Source organism: Micromonospora sp. CNZ296 (assembly GCF_007827635.1).
Genome location: NZ_VISW01000002.1, coordinates 445,858 through 461,132, shown reverse-complemented (window position 1 = coordinate 461,132; position 15,275 = coordinate 445,858). Strand labels below are relative to the sequence as shown.

Here is a 15,275-nt window from a genome sequence, read left to right as displayed (position 1 = left end):
GCATCGGGCGATGACCTCGTCCTTGGACCGCCTGCCGAAGATCAGCGCACCGGCCACGCGGGCGCTGACCGCCGCCGGCTACACCACGTTGCGCCAGCTCGCCGGAGTGCCGCGCGCGGAGCTGGCCCGCTTGCACGGTATGGGACCGAAGGCGCTGGGCGTCATCGAGGCCGCCCTCGACGAGCACGACCTGCGGCTGAGCTGACGCCCGGCAGCACGGCCAGGAACGGGGTGATCCCTGTGCCGCTCGGGCGGCTCCACCATCTGATCGTCGACTGCCCGGATCCGATGGCCGAGGCGCGGTTCTGGAGCGCGGTCCTCGGCGACCCGATCACGTACGCGGACGACGACTTCACCGTGGTGTCGGCGAGTACGGCGGCGTCCGGGCTGGCGTTCCAGCGCGCCCCCGGGCTGACGCCGTCGACGTGGCCGGATCCGGCCGTGCCGCAGCAGATGCACCTCGACGTGATGGTCGACGACCAGGACGCGGCGGGCGAGGCGGTGCTCGCCCTGGGCGCGCGGCGGTTGCCGGGCGACCACGTGTACGCCGACCTGGCGGGCCACCCGTTCTGCCTGATCCGGCGCCCCACCTGGGCGTCGCCGGTGGGCGGGTCCGCGTGACGCACCGAGATCGGGCGTCGAGGCTCCGCGCGCTTCACGCACCCCGGCGGCCCCTGGCACAGCTGGACCGCGAGCTGGCAGGGCAAGGACCTACGGCTGCTGCGAGGAATCCTGGTAGGAGATGAACTCCAGCAGGCTTCCGTCCGGGTCGCGGAAGTAGACGCTGGTCCCGGCGCCACCGGCGCCGACCCGCCGGACCGGTCCCGTCTCCACCTCGACGTCGTGCCGCCGCAGGTGCGCCACCGCCTCCTCGATCGGCCCCGCCCAGACGAAGCAGATGTCGCTGTTGCCCGGGCGGACCGGGACTCGGGCGACGTTGCCGCCGAGGTCGAGACCCGGCCCGTGCACGCTCAACTGGTGGGGGCCGATCCGGAAGGCGACGCGGTCGCCGCCCACGCCGATCACCTCGGCGCCGACGACGTCGCGATAGAAGTCGGTGGCGGCCCGCCAGTCGGACACGGCGATGACGACGTGGTCCAGTCCGGTCACGGGCGTCATGCGTCCACCCTATGAGCTCGGCGGCGTCCGCAGGTGCCGGCCGAAGAACCGGTTCGCGGACTCCCCCTCGAACCGCGGTACGCCCGTGTGCCCGCCCATGTTGGCGTGCAGCGTCTTCTCCGCCGAGCCGAAGGCGTCGAACAGGTCCAGCGCCATCTGCCGGTCGTTGCCCTCGTCGTCCCACTGCAACAGGACGTGCAGCGGGACGGTGACCCGCCGCGCCTCGGCGAACATCGCTCGCGGCACGAAGCTCCCGGCGAACAGGACCGCGGCCACGATGCGGGGTTCGACCACCGCCAGCCGTACGCCGATCGAGATCACCCCGCCGGAGTAGCCGACCGGACCGCCGATCTCCGGCAGTGCGAGGAGGGCGTCCAGCACGGCCCGCCACTCCGGGACCGCCTTCTCCACCAGCGGCAGGACGAGCCGGTCGACGATGTCGTCGGCTACCGGCTCGCCTGCCGCCAGTGCCCGGCGCAGGTCGGCGCGGGCCTGCTCGGCTGCGGCGGACGCGGGCCGGTCCCCGCCGCCGGGCAGTTCGAGGGTGGCCGCCGCGAAGCCCTGCGCCGTGCAGTCGCGGGCCCGGGCCACCAGCCGGGGGTACATCCGGCGCAGTCCGCCCGGGTGGCCGAGCAGGATCAGCGGGGCCGACGTGGGCGCGGATGCGGGCGTCCACAGGATGCCCGGGATCTCGCCGAGGGTGAACTCACGTTCGCGGACGCCGTCGGCGAGGCGCTGGTCGGAGACGAATCGCATGGTCGTGCCTTTCGGGAGTGCGACGGCGCTCCCGGACGACCTGTCGCCCGGCCGTGACCCCCGAGGGGAGCACCCATGTCGATACTGCGGTCACGGGTACCACCTCCCTCGTTCTCCGGCACGGCCATCGGCAAGCTAGCAGCGCTCGCCGGGACCGCCAACCGGTTTTCGCCGCACCCGGCCATCCGACGCGCACCGAGGGGAAGCGACTCGTTCCCGAGTTCACGCAAGCGGGCCGGGCGTCTTTCCCGGTGCGGTTCGACGACTGCCGCGACCTGGCTAACGATCATGGAGGGCCTGGCTGCCGTCCGGGTGCCACGCCCACCCCGTCGTCGCGTCGACTTCGGACCTGTCACCGGCCCGCCGCGCGGAGCATCGCCTCCGTCTCGGGGTCGGGCATGATCTCCCGGACCTCCTGGGCGCAGCGGCACGAGACGGCGATCTTGGCAGCCCACTTCAGCGCCTCGTCGCGTGAGGCCACGTCGAGGACCACGAAACCGCCGATGACCTCCTTGGTCTCCGGGAACGGCCCGTCGGTGACCGACCCGTCCGTACCGACGATGCTCGCCTGCTGGCGTTCGAGCCCGGTGCCGTACACGAACACGCCCGCGTTCACGGCCTCCTGGATGACCGCGTGCGCGTCCTTGCCCACCTCGGGGATCTCCTCGACGGGGATGTGGTCCATCGCGCCGTCGTTGAACGAGATCAGGTACCGCGGCATGCCATGACTCCCTTGTCCGGGCGGCCTGGTCAGGCCGCCTCTCACCCGTACTACGAACGAGCCGCCCGGTATCCGACGCCATGGACCCAGCGGGTCCAGTCGTTGTGCGACCGGTGCGGGGTGTCGGGTGAGGAGGGCGGTTCGCTGATCACCGAGAGGCGGAAACCCGCGCCGGTGAACGCCTTCGTCATCGCGTGCAACGGCCAGTAGGTGAGCGTGGCCCGCTGCCCGTCGAAGTGACGAAACCGCCGTAGTGGTCCGGCCTCATCGCACGTCCTCCTCAGGGATGGGCACGGCGGTGCCGGTCACCGCGATCCCGGCACCGGGTCCGGCGGGGATGGCGACGGTGAGCAGGCTCGGACGCCCCATGTCCTCGCCCTGCCGCACGGTAACGGTCGCGGGCGGCTGCACCAGGCCAAGCTCGCGCAGGTAGCCGCCGAACGCGGCGGCCGCCGCCCCGGTCGCGGCGTCCTCGACCACACCGCCGGGCGGGAACGGGTTGCGCGCGTGGAACACCAGCGGGGACTCCCGGTGCACCAGGTCGATCGTCGTCCAGTCACGGTCGGCCATCAGCGCGCTCAACGCCGCCATGTCGTAGTCCAGGTCCGCCAGGCGCTGCCGGGTCGCGGCGGCCACGATCGGATGCCAGGCCCCGGCGTACGCGACACGCGGCGGAAGCGTCGCGTCGAGATCGTCCGGCGACCAGCGCAGTGCGGCGAGCAGCACCGCGAGGTCCTCAGCGCTCATGGGCTCGGTGCGCGGCGCGACGCTGGTAAGCGTGGCGGTGGTGGTGCCGTCGGCCTGCACGCTCGTGGCGACCTCGACCAGTCCGGCGCGGGTGTCCAGGTGCAGCACGCCGGGGCCGTGCCGCTCGGCGTACGCGACCGCCGACGCGATCGTCGCGTGGCCGCAGAACGGCACCTCCGCCTTCGGGCTGAAGTAGCGCACAGTGAACCGGCCGTCCCCGCCCGCGGGCACGAGGAACGCCGTCTCGGAATAGCCGACCTGCGCCGCCACCTGCTGCATCTCGGCGTCGCCCGCACCGGTGGCGTCCAGGACGACACCGGCCGGGTTGCCACCGGCGGGGTCGGCGGTGAACGCCGCGTATCGGAGAACGTCCATGATCATGAGCCTAGCGCCGGCCGTCCGGCTCGTGTGCCCCGTGACCGGCTCACGGCGACACGGGGCCCCGGAGCGATCGATGCGGAACTAGTCTCCGGTCATGAGCGGCTTCGAGATCACTGCGATCGGCACGGTCCGCAACGACCGGACGGACATCCAGCACAGCGACAACTGGGGTGCCGTCCGCAGCACGATCGTCGTCGACGAGCGCTTCGGCGAGGCATGTCTCCAGGGCCTGGAGGAGTTCTCCCACGTGGAGGTCCTGTTCGTCTTCGACCGGTTCCCGGACGACGGCGACCACCGCGAGCCCCGCCCCTACCGGGGCCGGGCCGACCTGCCGCCGATGGGCGTGTTCGCCGGCCGTGGCCCCCGCCGGCCGAACCGGATCGGCGTGACGTGCTGCCGGATCGAGTCCGTCGACGGCCGCGAACTGACGGTGGTGGGCCTCGACGCCGTGTCAGGCACGCCCGTCATCGACCTGAAGCCGGTGCTCGAGGAGTTCGTCCCCGCGAACGTCCGGCAGCCGGAATGGGTCAGCAGCATGATGTCCGAGTACTTCCAGCCGTAGCGGTCTCTGCCTGCCTGCCGGACCACGCTGCCGCGTCTGGTGAAGCACGCGACCCTCGTCGAGAAGGTCTGGTTCGACGAAGCCCGATCGCCGGCGTCACCCGCCGGCGGCCTCGTCGGGGTCACCGGCTAACGAGTCGGGGGCACGCATCCGCCACGCGTCGGTGACCAGCTCCGTCAGGCGCTCGACACCGACGTGCGCCAGCCGCAGCATGACCAGCGGTGACCCGTCGTACGCGGGCGTGGTGAAGAAGAGGTCGGGCTCGCCGAGGAGCAACGCCTGCTTCTCCGCCTCGTCGCCCACGTACAGCACGGCGATGTCGGTGCGAATGCGCCGCGGTCTGCCGGGCGTACGCTCGGGATAGGACCAGACGAACCCCTTGCCCGCGACCCGGAAGTCGAAGCCGTCGCTGTCGATCTCGACCACGTGGGGCAACGACAGCGCCACCCGGCGGACGTCGTCCGCGTCAACCACGATGGTCACCAGGGGACACCGCCTTCCACACCGGCACAGCCTAGCCGCCGCTCCGCCCCGCGGTGGGCAGGCCACCAGCGCCCGGTCACGACCCCGGCCGTTCCCGAAGGTCAGATGGTGAATCCGCCGTCGACGTTCACAGTCGCCCCCGTGACGTAGCGCCCGTCCGGGCCGGCGAGGAACGCCACCGCGGCGGCCACGTCGGCCGGCTGCGCGTAGTGGCCGAGCGCGGTGAACCCGTTGATCGTGCCGGCGTTCGGACCGTCGGCCGGATTCAGCTCGGTGTCCGTGGCACCGGGGTTCACCAGGTTCACGGTGATCGCCCTGCCGCCGAGTTCGCGCCCGAGCGCCTTGGTCAGGCCGATCAGGGCGGTCTTGCTCATCGCGTACAGCGAGAAGCCCGGGAAGACCGTCCGCTCGGCCGTGTTGCTGCCGATGTTGACGATCCGTCCACCGGCCGACATGTGGCGCACCGCGGCCTGCGTCGCGACGAACGGCGCCCGGACGTTGACCGCGACGGTCTGTTCGAACTCGTCGAGACTCAACTGCTCCAGCGGCCCGAGCAGGAACGCGCCCGCGTTGTTGACCAGGATGTCCAGCCTGCCCAGCTCACCGACCGCCTGGTCCACCGCCGCGATCACCGCCGCCGGGTCGGCGCTGTCGGCCCGCACGGCGATCGCCCGCCGACCCGCGGCCCTGATCCGGTCCACCACGTCGTCGGCGCGTCGCTGATTCTGCTGGAACGTCAGCGCCACGTCGGCGCCGTCCTCGGCCAGGCGCAGGGCCACCGCCGCGCCGATGCCACGGCCACCGCCGGTGACGAGAGCTACCTTGCCGTCGAGTGCGTTGTTCATGCGGGAAAGCCTGGTCGACGACGGGCCGGCTGTCCGGCGGGGATCGGACGCCGCGTTCGCGACCCCTCACGGACGTCACGAGCGGCCTGGCTGAAATCCACCTTCTCTTCCCGAACCTCTGTCTCCCGCTGCTTCCCGGAAGGGCGCGGATGGCAAGCTGCCATGATGCTGGTGGAGCCGAGCGGTGACTACTCCTGGCTTTTCGACCTGGTCGCGAGCGACCCGGGCACGCGGCACCAGGCGCTGGCCCGTCACCAGGCAGCCCTCGCCGCGGCGAGCGACGCGCTGGACGAGTGGAACGGCCTGTGGTCGGCGCACTACCGGTCGAGGTCCAGTCAGGCTCGGCTCCAGGCGGCGATGGACGAGGCGCACGCCCGCCTTTGCCGGCATCAAGGGCAGACGATCGATGCTCCTCTCGGCGCCTTCCGGGACTCCCCTGACGACGACCTCGACAGACGCGCCCGGTGGGCGCCGTACGCCGTCCTGTACCTGCAGTGGGAGACGGACCATCCCGACGAGTGGGGAGCGCGGGAGTCGTCGATGTGGTCCCGCTGGGGGACGAAGGAGGTGCTCCTGCACCGATTCCGTCGCGCCGGCGTCCCGGAGGGCGTCGAGCCACAGCTCGCCGCGTTGACCCTCGCGGCGCTGAGGCGCCCGTACCGGTGCAAGGACTGGATGTACGCGGGCCTGGTCCGTCATTTCTCCGACCCGCTGTTCTTCCACGAGGTGGCGACGCTGACGTACGCCGACGATCCACTGGTTCGGCTGCGGGCGCAGTTCGTCCTCCACGTGGCCGAGCACCCGGAGCGGAATGTCACCCGGGTGAGCTGGCGACGTTGGCTCGACGCGAACCAGCTGACCGCCTGATCCCCCCTCACGCCGGGGCGCGAGGGGGGGTGAGTCACCCGGCCCGGGCTCCTCCGTCCTCAGTTCATGGCGATGTAGAGCCGCTGACCGGCGGGCCGGTAGCCCACGCGCTCGTAGACCCGCCACGACTCCGCACCGCCGGCCTCCAGCCAGGCGACCTCCGTACCGGCGCTGAACAGCCGCCGGGTCACCTCGGCGGTGATCGCAGAAGCCAGTCCCCGGCGGCGGTACGGCGCGCGAACGGCGATGCCTGCCACCTCGCTGACCGCGCCGACCGGTGCGGCCGCACCGCCGCCGCCCGCGCAGCCACCGCCCTCGGTGACTGCCGCGACGACCACGCCCCCGGCGTCCTGCTGGCGCCGCAGGCGAGCCACGTCGGCCTCGGAGGCGACCGGATCGCCGCCGAAGGCCTCGTTCTGCACCCTGATCAGCGCGGCGCGCCGGGAGTCGGTACCCGGTTCGCACAGGCTCAACTGGTCCGGCACGGGTGGCGACGCCAGCGTGCCCGGCACGCAGACCAGGTAGGTGTGCCGGGCTTCCACGGTGAAGCCGGCGGCGGTCAGCAGCGCCTCCAGATCGGGGGCACAACTGGTGACGTACTCCAGACGGGGTCTGCAGTCCGCGGCGCGGAACGCCGCGACCAGGGCGGTGACGTCGGCCGCGGTCACGGCGGCGCCGGGACGCGGCGTCGCGTAGTTGACGTACGGGCTGGTCGTCGTCGGGTCCAGCCCGATCACGAAGGGCCCCACCTCGACGGGTGCGGGCCGGCGGGACAGGTTGACGACGACGGACTGCTGGATGCGGGCATCCATGCTCAACGGGAGACCTCGATGCATGAGAGAAGCTGCGACGGGCGGAGGAAACGTCGGGCCGCCCCGCCGTGTCGCAGGCACGCGACGGTCGTCAGTCGCGTGGTCGACACTCAGGCGGCCGCTCGGCCTACCCGGATCACAGGCGTCATTCCCTCATGCAGAGTGCCCACGCGGTGCGCGTGGCCGACTGCAACCTTGCCCTTCCCGACCTGGACGTGTCAATCGAGTACGGCCGGGCGTCGAGAATCATCTCGCTTGTGGTCCGAGATCGCGGCGAGGTCTTCCGGACGAGACGCCGGCGTCGCAGACCACCGACCTGCGACGGATCGTTCTGCACGTCATCGAGGAGACCGCTCGGCACGCCGGTCACCTGGACGCCGTACGCGAGCTGATCGACGGGCGCACCGGGCTGGGACCACGCTGAACCGAGCCCGACGAGTGCGGTATTCAGCACGGGCGTCCGCGCAGACGGCCCGACGGGCTCGCCGAAATGGCTCTATGCTGCCGCGATGCAACCCCGCTTGATCAACCAGGTGCGGCTGCCCGGCATGCGGCATGTCACGGAGGCAACCGGCCTCGGCTGGGCGGTCACTGAGCGGGACAGCGTCACCGTCATCCTGCTCGACCACGACCTGCGTCGCGTGACGCGACTGGCGGCGCCTCTCGACGACCCGCCGATGACGGTCAGTGCCACCCGTCGACTCGTCGCGGCGGGCGACGCGCATCAGATCGTCGTGCTCGACCACGACGGCACGGTTCGGTGGCGCAGCAGCTGGGAGCGGCTCGGCGGCAGCGCCGGCGCCGGCTTCCACCTCGACGGCGACCATGTCCTCTGGATCCGTCTGGGCGACACCGCGGAACTTGTCGCCGTCCACGGTGTGAGCGGCGCGGAGATCCATCGCACGCCGCTGCCCGGTCCCGAGGCCGCCTGGTTCATGCACTCACCCGAGGGCGTCTGGACCGGCTTGACGCTGCTCGATCCCTCCCGGTCACGCGCCATGCTCATCCGGCTCGACGCCGAGCGCATCGTGTCCCGGCCGCTGGCCGGTGGCGGTCTCGCCGGTTTCAGCCCGGCAGGCGGCCGCTACCTGACCCAGACGCTCGACGGGTTCCTGTCCGTCCGCGACGTCGCCTCCGGTGCCGTCATCACAGAACGACACCTGGAAGACCTGCCGGGCACGCCGCCGAGCCTCCCGAGCTGCCGACACGTGGACCGCGCGGTGTTCCTGAGCGAGGAGCTGACCCTCGCCGCTCTGAACACCGAAGACCTGCCGAACAGCGCCGAGGGCCATCTACTGCTGTCGGCCCTCAGTCTCCGGTGCCGCTCCCAGGTGCGCTACCCGCACCACCACGGATCCGGCGCCGTCCACCCCTCGTACCGGCCAGGCCGGTGGCTCACCCGTCATCATGAGGACGATCAGCTCCGGCTGTGGCAGCTCGGCGCTCGCCTCGACGACGAACCGATGCCGGGCCAACTCGCACTGCTCTGACGGCACCGCCCTGCCGGCCGTACCCGTCCGGCGTCGGACGCGCGTCCGCTGCCGCCGGCCAGCAGCGCGTGGTGGGTGGACGCCGGTGTCGGCAGCCGCGGATCAGAACGGTCAACGGCGCACCCGATAGCGCAGGTGAAGCACCCGGTTGCCCTGAATCACCACGTCGGGATCCTCCAGCAGGTGCTGCGCGTCGACCGACCCGAAGTAGCGCTTGCCGGACCCGAGCACCACGGGTACGACGTCCATGCGTACCTCGTCGACCAGGCCCGCGGCGAGCACCTGGCCTCCGACGTCGCCGGCGGCGACCTCGACGATGCGGTCACCGGCGAGTTCCTGCGCCTTGGTCACGGCTGCCTCGACGCCGTCGACGAAGTGGAACGGCGCCTCGGCGTCCCAGCCCTCGGGCGCCGGCCGGTGCGTCACGACGACCACGTGGTCGATCCCGCTCGGCGGCTTCCCGTCCCAGCCGTCGGTCAGGTCGAAGACGTGCCGGCCGACGACCGTCACCCCGATCTGGTCCCAGTACGGCCGGATGTAGTCGTGGGACGTCTGCGACACCCTCAACGCACCGCTGGCGTCCAACGGAACGTCACCGCTGGTCAACCAGTCGAACAGCGGTCCGGGCTGGTCGTTCTCGTCCGCGACGAAGCCGTCCACCGACACCGAGCTGTACATGACGACAGTGCCCACGGGGCTCTCCTCTGCCTTGGGTGCCCCCAAGTTAGCGGGCCGGGAGTCTACGAACACGATTCCAGCCGGACGCTCGCGCGTTCTGCTGACCGCGAAGTGGGCTTCATGAGGTCTCGTCCACCGGCCATGCTGGCTGGATGGATCCGCCCGGACGACTTACTCCCCAGGCCCTGCTCACGAACCTCTACGCGGCCTTCAACAGGCGTGACGTCCCCACGCTGCTGGCCGCCCTGACGCCGGACGTCTCGTGGCCCAACGGCTGGGAGGGAGGCGTCGTCCACGGCCGGGACCAGGTGGGTGCCTACTGGCGCCGGCAGTGGGACCAGATCGAGCCCGTCGTCACGCCGACCGCGTTCCGCACGGAGGCCGACGGCCGCATCGCCGTCACCGTTCATCAGGTGGTCCACGACAAGGCCGGAGCGAAGCTCGCCGACCACACCGTCACGCACGTCTACCGCCTGGGCGACGGCTTGGTGACAGAGATGGAGATCCGCGAGTGACGCCACGTCCTCATCGGCGTCCGCTGGTCATGCATCCGAATCGGCGATGAGTTTCGTCACGGCGTCCGGTCAGCATTCCTGTGCACCGATCTCCCGACACCGGGCATAGCGTCATGACCGCTACGTACAGGAGGCAAGCGTGAAACTTCTCCTCACATCCGCAGGCGTCCAGAACCCGAGCATCCGTGATGCGCTGGTCGACCTGCTGGGCAAGCCGATCGCCGAATCCAGCGCCCTCTGCATCCCCACGGCGGCCTACCCGATGGGCGGACCGGCCTCGGCCTGGCGCTTCATCACCGGTCAGACACCGCTGCCCATGAGCGGCCTGGGCTGGAAGTCGCTGGGCGTCCTCGAACTGACAGCGCTGCCCAGCATCGGCCAGGAGCACTGGATCCCCTGGGTCCGCGAGGCCGACGTCCTGCTCGTGCACGGCGGCGACGCGACGTACCTGTGCCACTGGATGCGGCAGTCCGGGCTGGCGGACCTCCTGCCGTCACTGCGGGACACCGTCTGGGTGGGGCTGAGTGCGGGGAGCATGGTGCTGACCCCACGGATCGGTGCGGAATTCGTCGAGTGGCAGTCCGCACCCGACGACCGGACACTCGGGCTCGTCGACTTCTCGATCTTCCCGCACCTGGGCCTCGAACCGGACAACACCATGGCCGCCGCCGAGAAGTGGGCGGCCGAGATCGCCGGTCCGGCGTACGCGATCGACGACCAGACGGCCATCAAGGTGACCGACGGCACCGTCGAGGTCGTCTCCGAGGGGCACTGGAGGCGGTTCCCCTCGTAGCGGTGGCTACCCGAGCAGCGTCGCTGCCACGGCCAGTGTGGCCAGCGACAGCGTCGTGGTCACCACCACCGCCCGGTTGGCCACCGCCTCGCCGACGCCGTACTCCTGGGCGAAGATGAACGTGTTCTGCGCCGTCGGCAGGCCCGCGCACACCACCACGGCGAGCAGCTGCGGCGCGGACAGGTGCAGGGCCAGCCCGGCCGCGTACGCGATGACCGGCTGCGCGACCAGCTTCAGCGCGCTGACCGCGGCCAGCTCGGCCGCCCCGGCCGGCTCGGCCGGCTCGGCCGGTTCTGCCCGCGACGGCGCCGTGCGGTGCAGCGACGCGCCGAGCGCGACCAGGGCGGCCGGAACCGCGGCACCGGCCAGCAGCGTCAGCGGCGCGGCGGCCGCCGACGGCAGGCGCAGGCCGGCAGCCGAGCACGCGACACCGAACAGCGACGCCAGGATCACCGGGTTGCGTACGGGCAGGGAGGCGATCCGGCGCACCCTGATCCGCCCGGCCGGGTCGCTGTGCCGGTCCAGGGCGACCAGGATCACGGGCGCCACCACCAGCACCTGCAGCAGCACCACCACCGCCAGGAACGACACGTCGCCGAGAACCTGCGTCGCGATCGGGATGCCGAGGTTCGCCGAGTTCACGTACCCGGCGGCCATGCCCCAGATCGGCCGTTCGCCGGGCTCGCGACCGAACAGCCGGCTCGCGCCGGCCCACCCGAACCCGACGACCGCGACGGTGCTCACCGCGAAGGCGAGCAGCGAGCGGCCGGCGAATCCGGACAGCGGCATCCGGGACAGGGCCAGGAACAGGGCGGCCGGCATCGCAAGATGGAACACGAACCGGCCGAGCACCGACGCCGCCGCCTCGCCCAGCAGGCCCCAACGGCAGGCCACGTAGCCGACGGCGGTGAGGATCCAGATCGGTACGAACGCCGACACCAGGCTCATACGGGAGTCACCGGCGAGCGTCGCGCCAGGTCAGGGACCGGCGGACGTCCGGAGCGTACGAGCCGAGGAGCCCGGCGACGATCTCCACCTGGGCGCGGGTGTCATGGACCTGCCGCAGGGTGAGCCCCGTTCCGTGACACTCCACCGCACCCTCGCCGGTCTTCAGATACACCGACGCGTCCACGGTGCCTACCAAGCCGACGGGCAGCCGAGGGCTGTCCACGCGTACATCGATCGGAAAGCCACGCGTTCAGCCTCGCATCGCCCTCGGGACAGGGCCAGCGCTCACGGCTCTGCGGATGAGCGGATGGCACTGGGCGCTGCTGCAAAACCTTGTCCCGCCGGGTAGCGGCCGAATGCATGATCCACAACGCGCGAGAGATCCACTACCCTGCACCGCTGTGCGGCTCTTCAAGAAAAAGCAGAAGCTCTCGGGCGGCGAGTTCGCGTTCGGCGGCTTCCTCGACGACGAGTCAGAACTCTTGAACGAGGCGCTGCTGGATCGCGAGTGGGACGCGGCCCGCAGGATCCTCGCCGCGGCCGACAAAGAGCACTTCATGTACTACGTCGCGGTGGCTGCCGCTACCCCCGGTGTCGAGGAGTGGATCGACGGACCAATACGGGCCCAGCCGGATGATCCGCTGCCGCTACTCATCGGCGGCGCCCGCGCGATCTCCTGGGCCGGCGAAGCCCGCGGCGACGGCTGGGCCAACACCGTACCCAAGGAGGCCTGGCCCGTCTGGTTCCAGCGCCTCGAACTCGCCGAAAACCTGCTCGATCAGGCCCTGGACCGCCATCCAGCAATGGCCGACGCGTGGCGCTACAAGATCGCCCTGAGCCGCTACCGCCAGCTACCGGCCGTGGAGCGTTGGCGGCGATTCAATCGACTTATCGAGATCGATCCGTCACATCTGTTCGGGCACGAGGAAATGCTCGACTGCCTGTTGCCCAAGTGGGGCGGCAGCTGGGACGCAGCGTTCCGCTTCGCCCGGGAGCGAACCGCGGCCCGCCCCGCTACCAACGTCCCCTTAGTGATCATGAAGGTGCATCGCAACTTCCGCTGGGAGGGCGAGAACGGGGAAAACCGGTACTACCAACGGCCGGACGTTGCCTCGGAGATCTACGACGCGGCCGAGCAGTCGTTCTGGCATGACGACTACGAGACCACAACCCTGACACCGATCCTCTGGAACTATTTCGCCTTCGCGCTGACCTACGGCCGGTACTTCAAGCAGGCCTGCACCCTCTACGACGCCATCGGCAGCGACTTCGTCCGCAAGGAACCGTGGCATACCGCCGAGCACTACCGCGATATGCGCGACTGGGCCCGCAAGGAAGCCGCCGACCCCCACTACCACGACGAGTGAGCCCAACCCAGTTCGTGAACGTCGCCTGCTGATTGCCCTACCGGCATCCAGGAGTCTTGCGGGAAGGATCCCCACCCGATCTCGACCCGCCCAGCGCCTAGGATGGTCCCGGTGACCATCCCCGAACGGCGATCCGCCGACGTCCCGACCGACGAAGCCCGGGTCGACGAGGCCCTGCGGTTGCTCTCCGGCGTGCCGGTCGCGCTCGAAGTCGCCGTCAAGCGGCTCAGCCGTGGCAGCGGCGTCTACGCCTGGTGGGCTGCTCCCTCGGTCCTCCCGGACCTCCCCGGGCCGCCGAACGACAGCGACCCGTCGCGGCGGATGCTCTATCTCGGCCGGGCGACCAGCCTGCGGGGCCGGATCCTGCGCAACCATCTGCGGCGTTCGGGCAGCTCGACCCTGCGCCGTACGCTGGCCGGCCTCCTCGTGTCCGAGGGCTACCGCACCACCTGGACCGACCGCGTCGTCCTGGTGCCCGAGGACGAGACGCGGCTGACCGCGTGGATGCACGAGCACCTGCGCCTGACCTGGGCGGAGGACCCCGAGCCGACGATCATCGAGGCCGAACTCGTCAGGCGTCTGCACCCGCCGCTCAACGTCCACGGCGTCGACCCCGAGCACATCCAGGCCGCAGTGGTCGCCGCCAAGAACTCGTACAACGGCAGCAGCGGCCCGGCCCAGCCCTAGCACACGCCGTAGCCCACGGTGCTACTCGGCGCATCCGCAGGCCTGAATTGGAGTAGCCGCGTTCGGTCCCAGGTCCGATATCGTCGCGCCGTGGCACAGACGAGGCAGTACGCCTATGTCGGGCCGGCGGAGTTCCGTGACCGGGCGGTCGCGGTGGACGCTGTCACCGTGGACTCGATCGCCTCGCTCGACGAGTGGCTGGCCGGGCGTGACCCTGGGGACCTCGTCGAACCGGTCACGTTCGTCGTTGATCTCGATGGCGTGCTCAGACTGGCGCCGCGTCGAAGCGAACACATCGCCCTTGCTGGTGGGCGGGACGTGCTCGCCGCAGGTGAGATGGCGTTTGCTCTGGCCGGTGGCGGCTGGCGCGCCAGCGAGGTCACGAACCAGTCGACCGGCTACTGCCCCGATCCGGACTGCTGGCCCGCTGTGGCGGAGGCACTTGACCGAGTCGGCGTACCGCACCCTGGTCGCTTCACCGACCAGGTGATCTTCCGTCGTTGCCCCAGCTGCGGCGAGCGCAACATCGTGCGGGATGACGACTTCACGTGCGCCCTGTGCGGTGACACCCTGCCCGCACGATGGAACCTGACGTCCGACTGATCGCGTCCGGCACCAAGCCGACAATCCGCCGCCCGATCAGCCGGAATCACATGATCCGCCGAATGCGTACCCTCGGGTGCTCGTTGCGGAGGTGACCCAGCTTGTGCTGGCGGACCTGCTCCTCCCACACCTCCTGGTCGTACTCCGGATCCGGCGCCGTCCACCGATGCGACCCGTCGCTGTAGTGGAACTTCTCGTCGCCGGGCCGCAACACGCTCACCGCACCCACCCCAGGAACCGCCGGTGCAACGTCCCGGCCGGCGCCCAGCTCAGGTCCGCCGTGGCCCGCACCAGCTGCGCCCCCAGGTACACCGCCAGCGACACCGGCGCACCCTCGTACTCCGCAAGAAGCTCCCGCCGCCGCGTCGCGCACGGCCACGGCGCACCGCACCCACCGCACGTCCAGACCGGCAGCACCGGCCCGTGGGCGCTCACCCGCGCACCCCCAGGAAGCGGGCGACGCTCGCGCGCGCCTGCCGGCTGGTCGCCCACGCGACCTGCCAGCAGGGGTACGGAGTCAGCCGCGCCCACCACAGCCGGCAGCCCACGCACATCCCGTCCAGACCCCGTACGTGCACCGCCAGGATCGCCTGTTCCGCAGTGCTCACTGGTCCTCCTGCGACGGCCAGTGACCGCGATTGATCGGTACGCGGTGGCGGTTCCGGCACGGCAGCTCCGCCCCGCAGCGGCACACCCACCGCCACTTCCGCCACGACCACTTGGGGCGATGCCGACGTGCGAGCGTCAAAGCAGTAGCGATCACGTACTGGTCGTAGGTGACTCGTCTCCACGGTGGTGTCCTCTCCCGCATCGCCGTTTCCTCCGCAGGGCAGCGGAATTCGACCGGCCACGAATCGCGGACCGGATCTGGAACGTTCGGTAACTGCGACGCTACGATCAT

The 15,275-nt window shown here is 70.8% G+C and carries 24 protein-coding genes; 11 read left to right on the top strand and 13 right to left on the bottom strand.

The window, feature by feature from the left end:
* Positions 1-10 precede the first annotated feature (10 nt).
* Complete coding sequence (locus FB455_RS04895) at positions 11-205, top strand: helix-hairpin-helix domain-containing protein (protein ID WP_013285903.1); 195 nt, start codon at positions 11-13, stop codon at positions 203-205.
* Between the two features lie 26 nt (positions 206-231).
* Entirely contained in the window at positions 232-621 is a 390-nt protein-coding gene (locus tag FB455_RS04890; RefSeq protein ID WP_145752413.1) for a VOC family protein, read from the top strand.
* Between the two features lie 90 nt (positions 622-711).
* Here the strand turns inward: FB455_RS04890 and FB455_RS04885 are convergent, their stop codons facing one another.
* The 4 genes from FB455_RS04885 to FB455_RS04855 all read right to left on the bottom strand — a co-directional run bounded on the left by FB455_RS04885 (position 712) and on the right by FB455_RS04855 (position 3,718).
* Positions 712-1,119 (bottom strand): VOC family protein, encoded by a 408-nt coding sequence (locus FB455_RS04885; RefSeq protein ID WP_013285901.1) that lies wholly within the window; start codon positions 1,117-1,119, stop codon positions 712-714.
* Between the two features lie 9 nt (positions 1,120-1,128).
* Positions 1,129-1,875: a dienelactone hydrolase family protein gene (locus FB455_RS04880; RefSeq protein ID WP_091328473.1), complete on the bottom strand. Its 747-nt coding sequence runs from the start codon at positions 1,873-1,875 to the stop codon at positions 1,129-1,131.
* A gap of 352 nt (positions 1,876-2,227) precedes the next feature.
* Positions 2,228-2,596, bottom strand: coding sequence for a YciI family protein (locus FB455_RS04865; RefSeq protein ID WP_013477097.1), 369 nt, complete (start codon positions 2,594-2,596; stop codon positions 2,228-2,230).
* A 264-nt stretch (positions 2,597-2,860) separates the two neighbouring features.
* Positions 2,861-3,718, bottom strand: a complete 858-nt coding sequence (locus FB455_RS04855) for a PhzF family phenazine biosynthesis isomerase (protein ID WP_145752409.1) — start codon at positions 3,716-3,718, stop codon at positions 2,861-2,863.
* Between the two features lie 100 nt (positions 3,719-3,818).
* Here FB455_RS04855 and FB455_RS04850 point away from each other — a divergent pair, with 100 nt between their 5' ends.
* Positions 3,819-4,286 (top strand): SAM-dependent methyltransferase, encoded by a 468-nt coding sequence (locus tag FB455_RS04850; RefSeq protein WP_013477100.1) that lies wholly within the window; start codon positions 3,819-3,821, stop codon positions 4,284-4,286.
* Positions 4,287-4,382: 96 nt separating this feature from the next.
* Here the strand turns inward: FB455_RS04850 and FB455_RS04845 are convergent, their stop codons facing one another.
* Both FB455_RS04845 and FB455_RS04835 read right to left on the bottom strand, forming a co-directional pair.
* Positions 4,383-4,760, bottom strand: coding sequence for an MmcQ/YjbR family DNA-binding protein (locus tag FB455_RS04845; protein ID WP_186466378.1), 378 nt, complete (start codon positions 4,758-4,760; stop codon positions 4,383-4,385).
* A gap of 110 nt (positions 4,761-4,870) precedes the next feature.
* Positions 4,871-5,614, bottom strand: a complete 744-nt coding sequence (locus FB455_RS04835) for a 3-oxoacyl-ACP reductase family protein (protein ID WP_145752405.1) — start codon at positions 5,612-5,614, stop codon at positions 4,871-4,873.
* A gap of 165 nt (positions 5,615-5,779) precedes the next feature.
* Between FB455_RS04835 and FB455_RS04830 the strand changes: the two genes are divergently transcribed.
* Positions 5,780-6,481 carry a hypothetical protein gene (locus FB455_RS04830; RefSeq protein WP_486481498.1) on the top strand — a complete coding sequence of 234 codons (702 nt, stop codon included), beginning with the start codon at positions 5,780-5,782 and terminating at the stop codon, positions 6,479-6,481.
* A 59-nt stretch (positions 6,482-6,540) separates the two neighbouring features.
* Here the strand turns inward: FB455_RS04830 and FB455_RS04825 are convergent, their stop codons facing one another.
* On the bottom strand, positions 6,541-7,293 hold the full coding sequence (locus FB455_RS04825) for a GNAT family N-acetyltransferase (RefSeq protein WP_071095384.1): 753 nt from the start codon (positions 7,291-7,293) through the stop codon (positions 6,541-6,543).
* Between FB455_RS04825 and FB455_RS34535 the strand changes: the two genes are divergently transcribed.
* On the top strand, positions 7,280-7,717 hold the full coding sequence (locus tag FB455_RS34535) for a mycothiol transferase (RefSeq protein ID WP_200905172.1): 438 nt from the start codon (positions 7,280-7,282) through the stop codon (positions 7,715-7,717). The two genes, FB455_RS04825 and FB455_RS34535, sit on opposite strands and share 14 nt — an antisense overlap.
* An 85-nt stretch (positions 7,718-7,802) precedes the next feature.
* Positions 7,803-8,783 (top strand): PQQ-binding-like beta-propeller repeat protein, encoded by a 981-nt coding sequence (locus tag FB455_RS04815; protein WP_145752402.1) that lies wholly within the window; start codon positions 7,803-7,805, stop codon positions 8,781-8,783.
* 111 nt (positions 8,784-8,894) lie between these two features.
* Here FB455_RS04815 and FB455_RS04810 read toward each other — a convergent pair whose 3' ends face one another.
* Positions 8,895-9,476, bottom strand: a complete 582-nt coding sequence (locus FB455_RS04810) for a dihydrofolate reductase family protein (RefSeq protein WP_030269029.1) — start codon at positions 9,474-9,476, stop codon at positions 8,895-8,897.
* Between the two features lie 137 nt (positions 9,477-9,613).
* Here FB455_RS04810 and FB455_RS04805 point away from each other — a divergent pair, with 137 nt between their 5' ends.
* Positions 9,614-9,976, top strand: a complete 363-nt coding sequence (locus tag FB455_RS04805; protein WP_145752400.1) for a nuclear transport factor 2 family protein — start codon at positions 9,614-9,616, stop codon at positions 9,974-9,976.
* Positions 9,977-10,115: 139 nt separating this feature from the next.
* The gene (locus FB455_RS04800; RefSeq protein ID WP_091328493.1) at positions 10,116-10,769 is read left to right on the top strand and encodes a Type 1 glutamine amidotransferase-like domain-containing protein; all 654 of its coding nucleotides are present in this window, start codon (positions 10,116-10,118) and stop codon (positions 10,767-10,769) included.
* 6 nt (positions 10,770-10,775) lie between these two features.
* Here the strand turns inward: FB455_RS04800 and FB455_RS04795 are convergent, their stop codons facing one another.
* Together FB455_RS04795 and FB455_RS34200 are read right to left on the bottom strand one after the other, a co-directional pair.
* Positions 10,776-11,717 carry an AEC family transporter gene (locus FB455_RS04795; RefSeq protein ID WP_145752398.1) on the bottom strand — a complete coding sequence of 314 codons (942 nt, stop codon included), beginning with the start codon at positions 11,715-11,717 and terminating at the stop codon, positions 10,776-10,778.
* Between the two features lie 7 nt (positions 11,718-11,724).
* Positions 11,725-11,889: a hypothetical protein gene (locus FB455_RS34200; protein ID WP_186466373.1), complete on the bottom strand. Its 165-nt coding sequence runs from the start codon at positions 11,887-11,889 to the stop codon at positions 11,725-11,727.
* Between the two features lie 229 nt (positions 11,890-12,118).
* Between FB455_RS34200 and FB455_RS04790 the strand changes: the two genes are divergently transcribed.
* The 3 genes from FB455_RS04790 to FB455_RS04780 all read left to right on the top strand — a co-directional run bounded on the left by FB455_RS04790 (position 12,119) and on the right by FB455_RS04780 (position 14,374).
* Positions 12,119-13,084: a hypothetical protein gene (locus FB455_RS04790; protein ID WP_030269025.1), complete on the top strand. Its 966-nt coding sequence runs from the start codon at positions 12,119-12,121 to the stop codon at positions 13,082-13,084.
* Between the two features lie 102 nt (positions 13,085-13,186).
* Positions 13,187-13,771, top strand: a complete 585-nt coding sequence (locus tag FB455_RS04785; RefSeq protein ID WP_030269023.1) for a GIY-YIG nuclease family protein — start codon at positions 13,187-13,189, stop codon at positions 13,769-13,771.
* A 168-nt stretch (positions 13,772-13,939) separates the two neighbouring features.
* Entirely contained in the window at positions 13,940-14,374 is a 435-nt protein-coding gene (locus FB455_RS04780; RefSeq protein WP_222433936.1) for a hypothetical protein, read from the top strand.
* A 46-nt stretch (positions 14,375-14,420) separates the two neighbouring features.
* Here FB455_RS04780 and FB455_RS34195 read toward each other — a convergent pair whose 3' ends face one another.
* The 3 genes from FB455_RS34195 to FB455_RS04770 are packed head-to-tail and all read right to left on the bottom strand — an operon-like array spanning position 14,421 to position 15,165.
* Complete coding sequence (locus tag FB455_RS34195) at positions 14,421-14,594, bottom strand: hypothetical protein (protein WP_186466372.1); 174 nt, start codon at positions 14,592-14,594, stop codon at positions 14,421-14,423.
* Positions 14,591-14,809: a hypothetical protein gene (locus FB455_RS04775; RefSeq protein WP_145752396.1), complete on the bottom strand. Its 219-nt coding sequence runs from the start codon at positions 14,807-14,809 to the stop codon at positions 14,591-14,593. The genes FB455_RS34195 and FB455_RS04775 overlap by 4 nt, the downstream gene beginning before the upstream one ends.
* Entirely contained in the window at positions 14,806-15,165 is a 360-nt protein-coding gene (locus FB455_RS04770; protein WP_186466371.1) for a hypothetical protein, read from the bottom strand. The genes FB455_RS04775 and FB455_RS04770 overlap by 4 nt, the downstream gene beginning before the upstream one ends.
* Positions 15,166-15,275: the final 110 nt, after the last annotated feature.

Excerpts from the sequence above, each read along its gene's own strand:
- FB455_RS04895 (WP_013285903.1), top strand. The coding sequence starts at position 11 with ATGACCTCGTCCTTGGACCGCCTGCCGAAGATCAGCGCACCGGCCACG.
- FB455_RS04885 (WP_013285901.1), bottom strand. The coding sequence starts at position 1,119 with ATGACGCCCGTGACCGGACTGGACCACGTCGTCATCGCCGTGTCCGAC.
- FB455_RS04880 (WP_091328473.1), bottom strand. The coding sequence starts at position 1,875 with ATGCGATTCGTCTCCGACCAGCGCCTCGCCGACGGCGTCCGCGAACGT.
- FB455_RS04865 (WP_013477097.1), bottom strand. The coding sequence starts at position 2,596 with ATGCCGCGGTACCTGATCTCGTTCAACGACGGCGCGATGGACCACATC.
- FB455_RS04855 (WP_145752409.1), bottom strand. The coding sequence starts at position 3,718 with ATGGACGTTCTCCGATACGCGGCGTTCACCGCCGACCCCGCCGGTGGC.
- FB455_RS04850 (WP_013477100.1), top strand. The coding sequence starts at position 3,819 with ATGAGCGGCTTCGAGATCACTGCGATCGGCACGGTCCGCAACGACCGG.
- FB455_RS04835 (WP_145752405.1), bottom strand. The coding sequence starts at position 5,614 with ATGAACAACGCACTCGACGGCAAGGTAGCTCTCGTCACCGGCGGTGGC.
- FB455_RS04830 (WP_486481498.1), top strand. The coding sequence starts at position 5,780 with ATGCTGGTGGAGCCGAGCGGTGACTACTCCTGGCTTTTCGACCTGGTC.
- FB455_RS34535 (WP_200905172.1), top strand. The coding sequence starts at position 7,280 with ATGCGGGCATCCATGCTCAACGGGAGACCTCGATGCATGAGAGAAGCT.
- FB455_RS04825 (WP_071095384.1), bottom strand. The coding sequence starts at position 7,293 with ATGGATGCCCGCATCCAGCAGTCCGTCGTCGTCAACCTGTCCCGCCGG.
- FB455_RS04815 (WP_145752402.1), top strand. The coding sequence starts at position 7,803 with ATGCAACCCCGCTTGATCAACCAGGTGCGGCTGCCCGGCATGCGGCAT.
- FB455_RS04805 (WP_145752400.1), top strand. The coding sequence starts at position 9,614 with ATGGATCCGCCCGGACGACTTACTCCCCAGGCCCTGCTCACGAACCTC.
- FB455_RS04795 (WP_145752398.1), bottom strand. The coding sequence starts at position 11,717 with ATGAGCCTGGTGTCGGCGTTCGTACCGATCTGGATCCTCACCGCCGTC.
- FB455_RS04785 (WP_030269023.1), top strand. The coding sequence starts at position 13,187 with ATGGTCCCGGTGACCATCCCCGAACGGCGATCCGCCGACGTCCCGACC.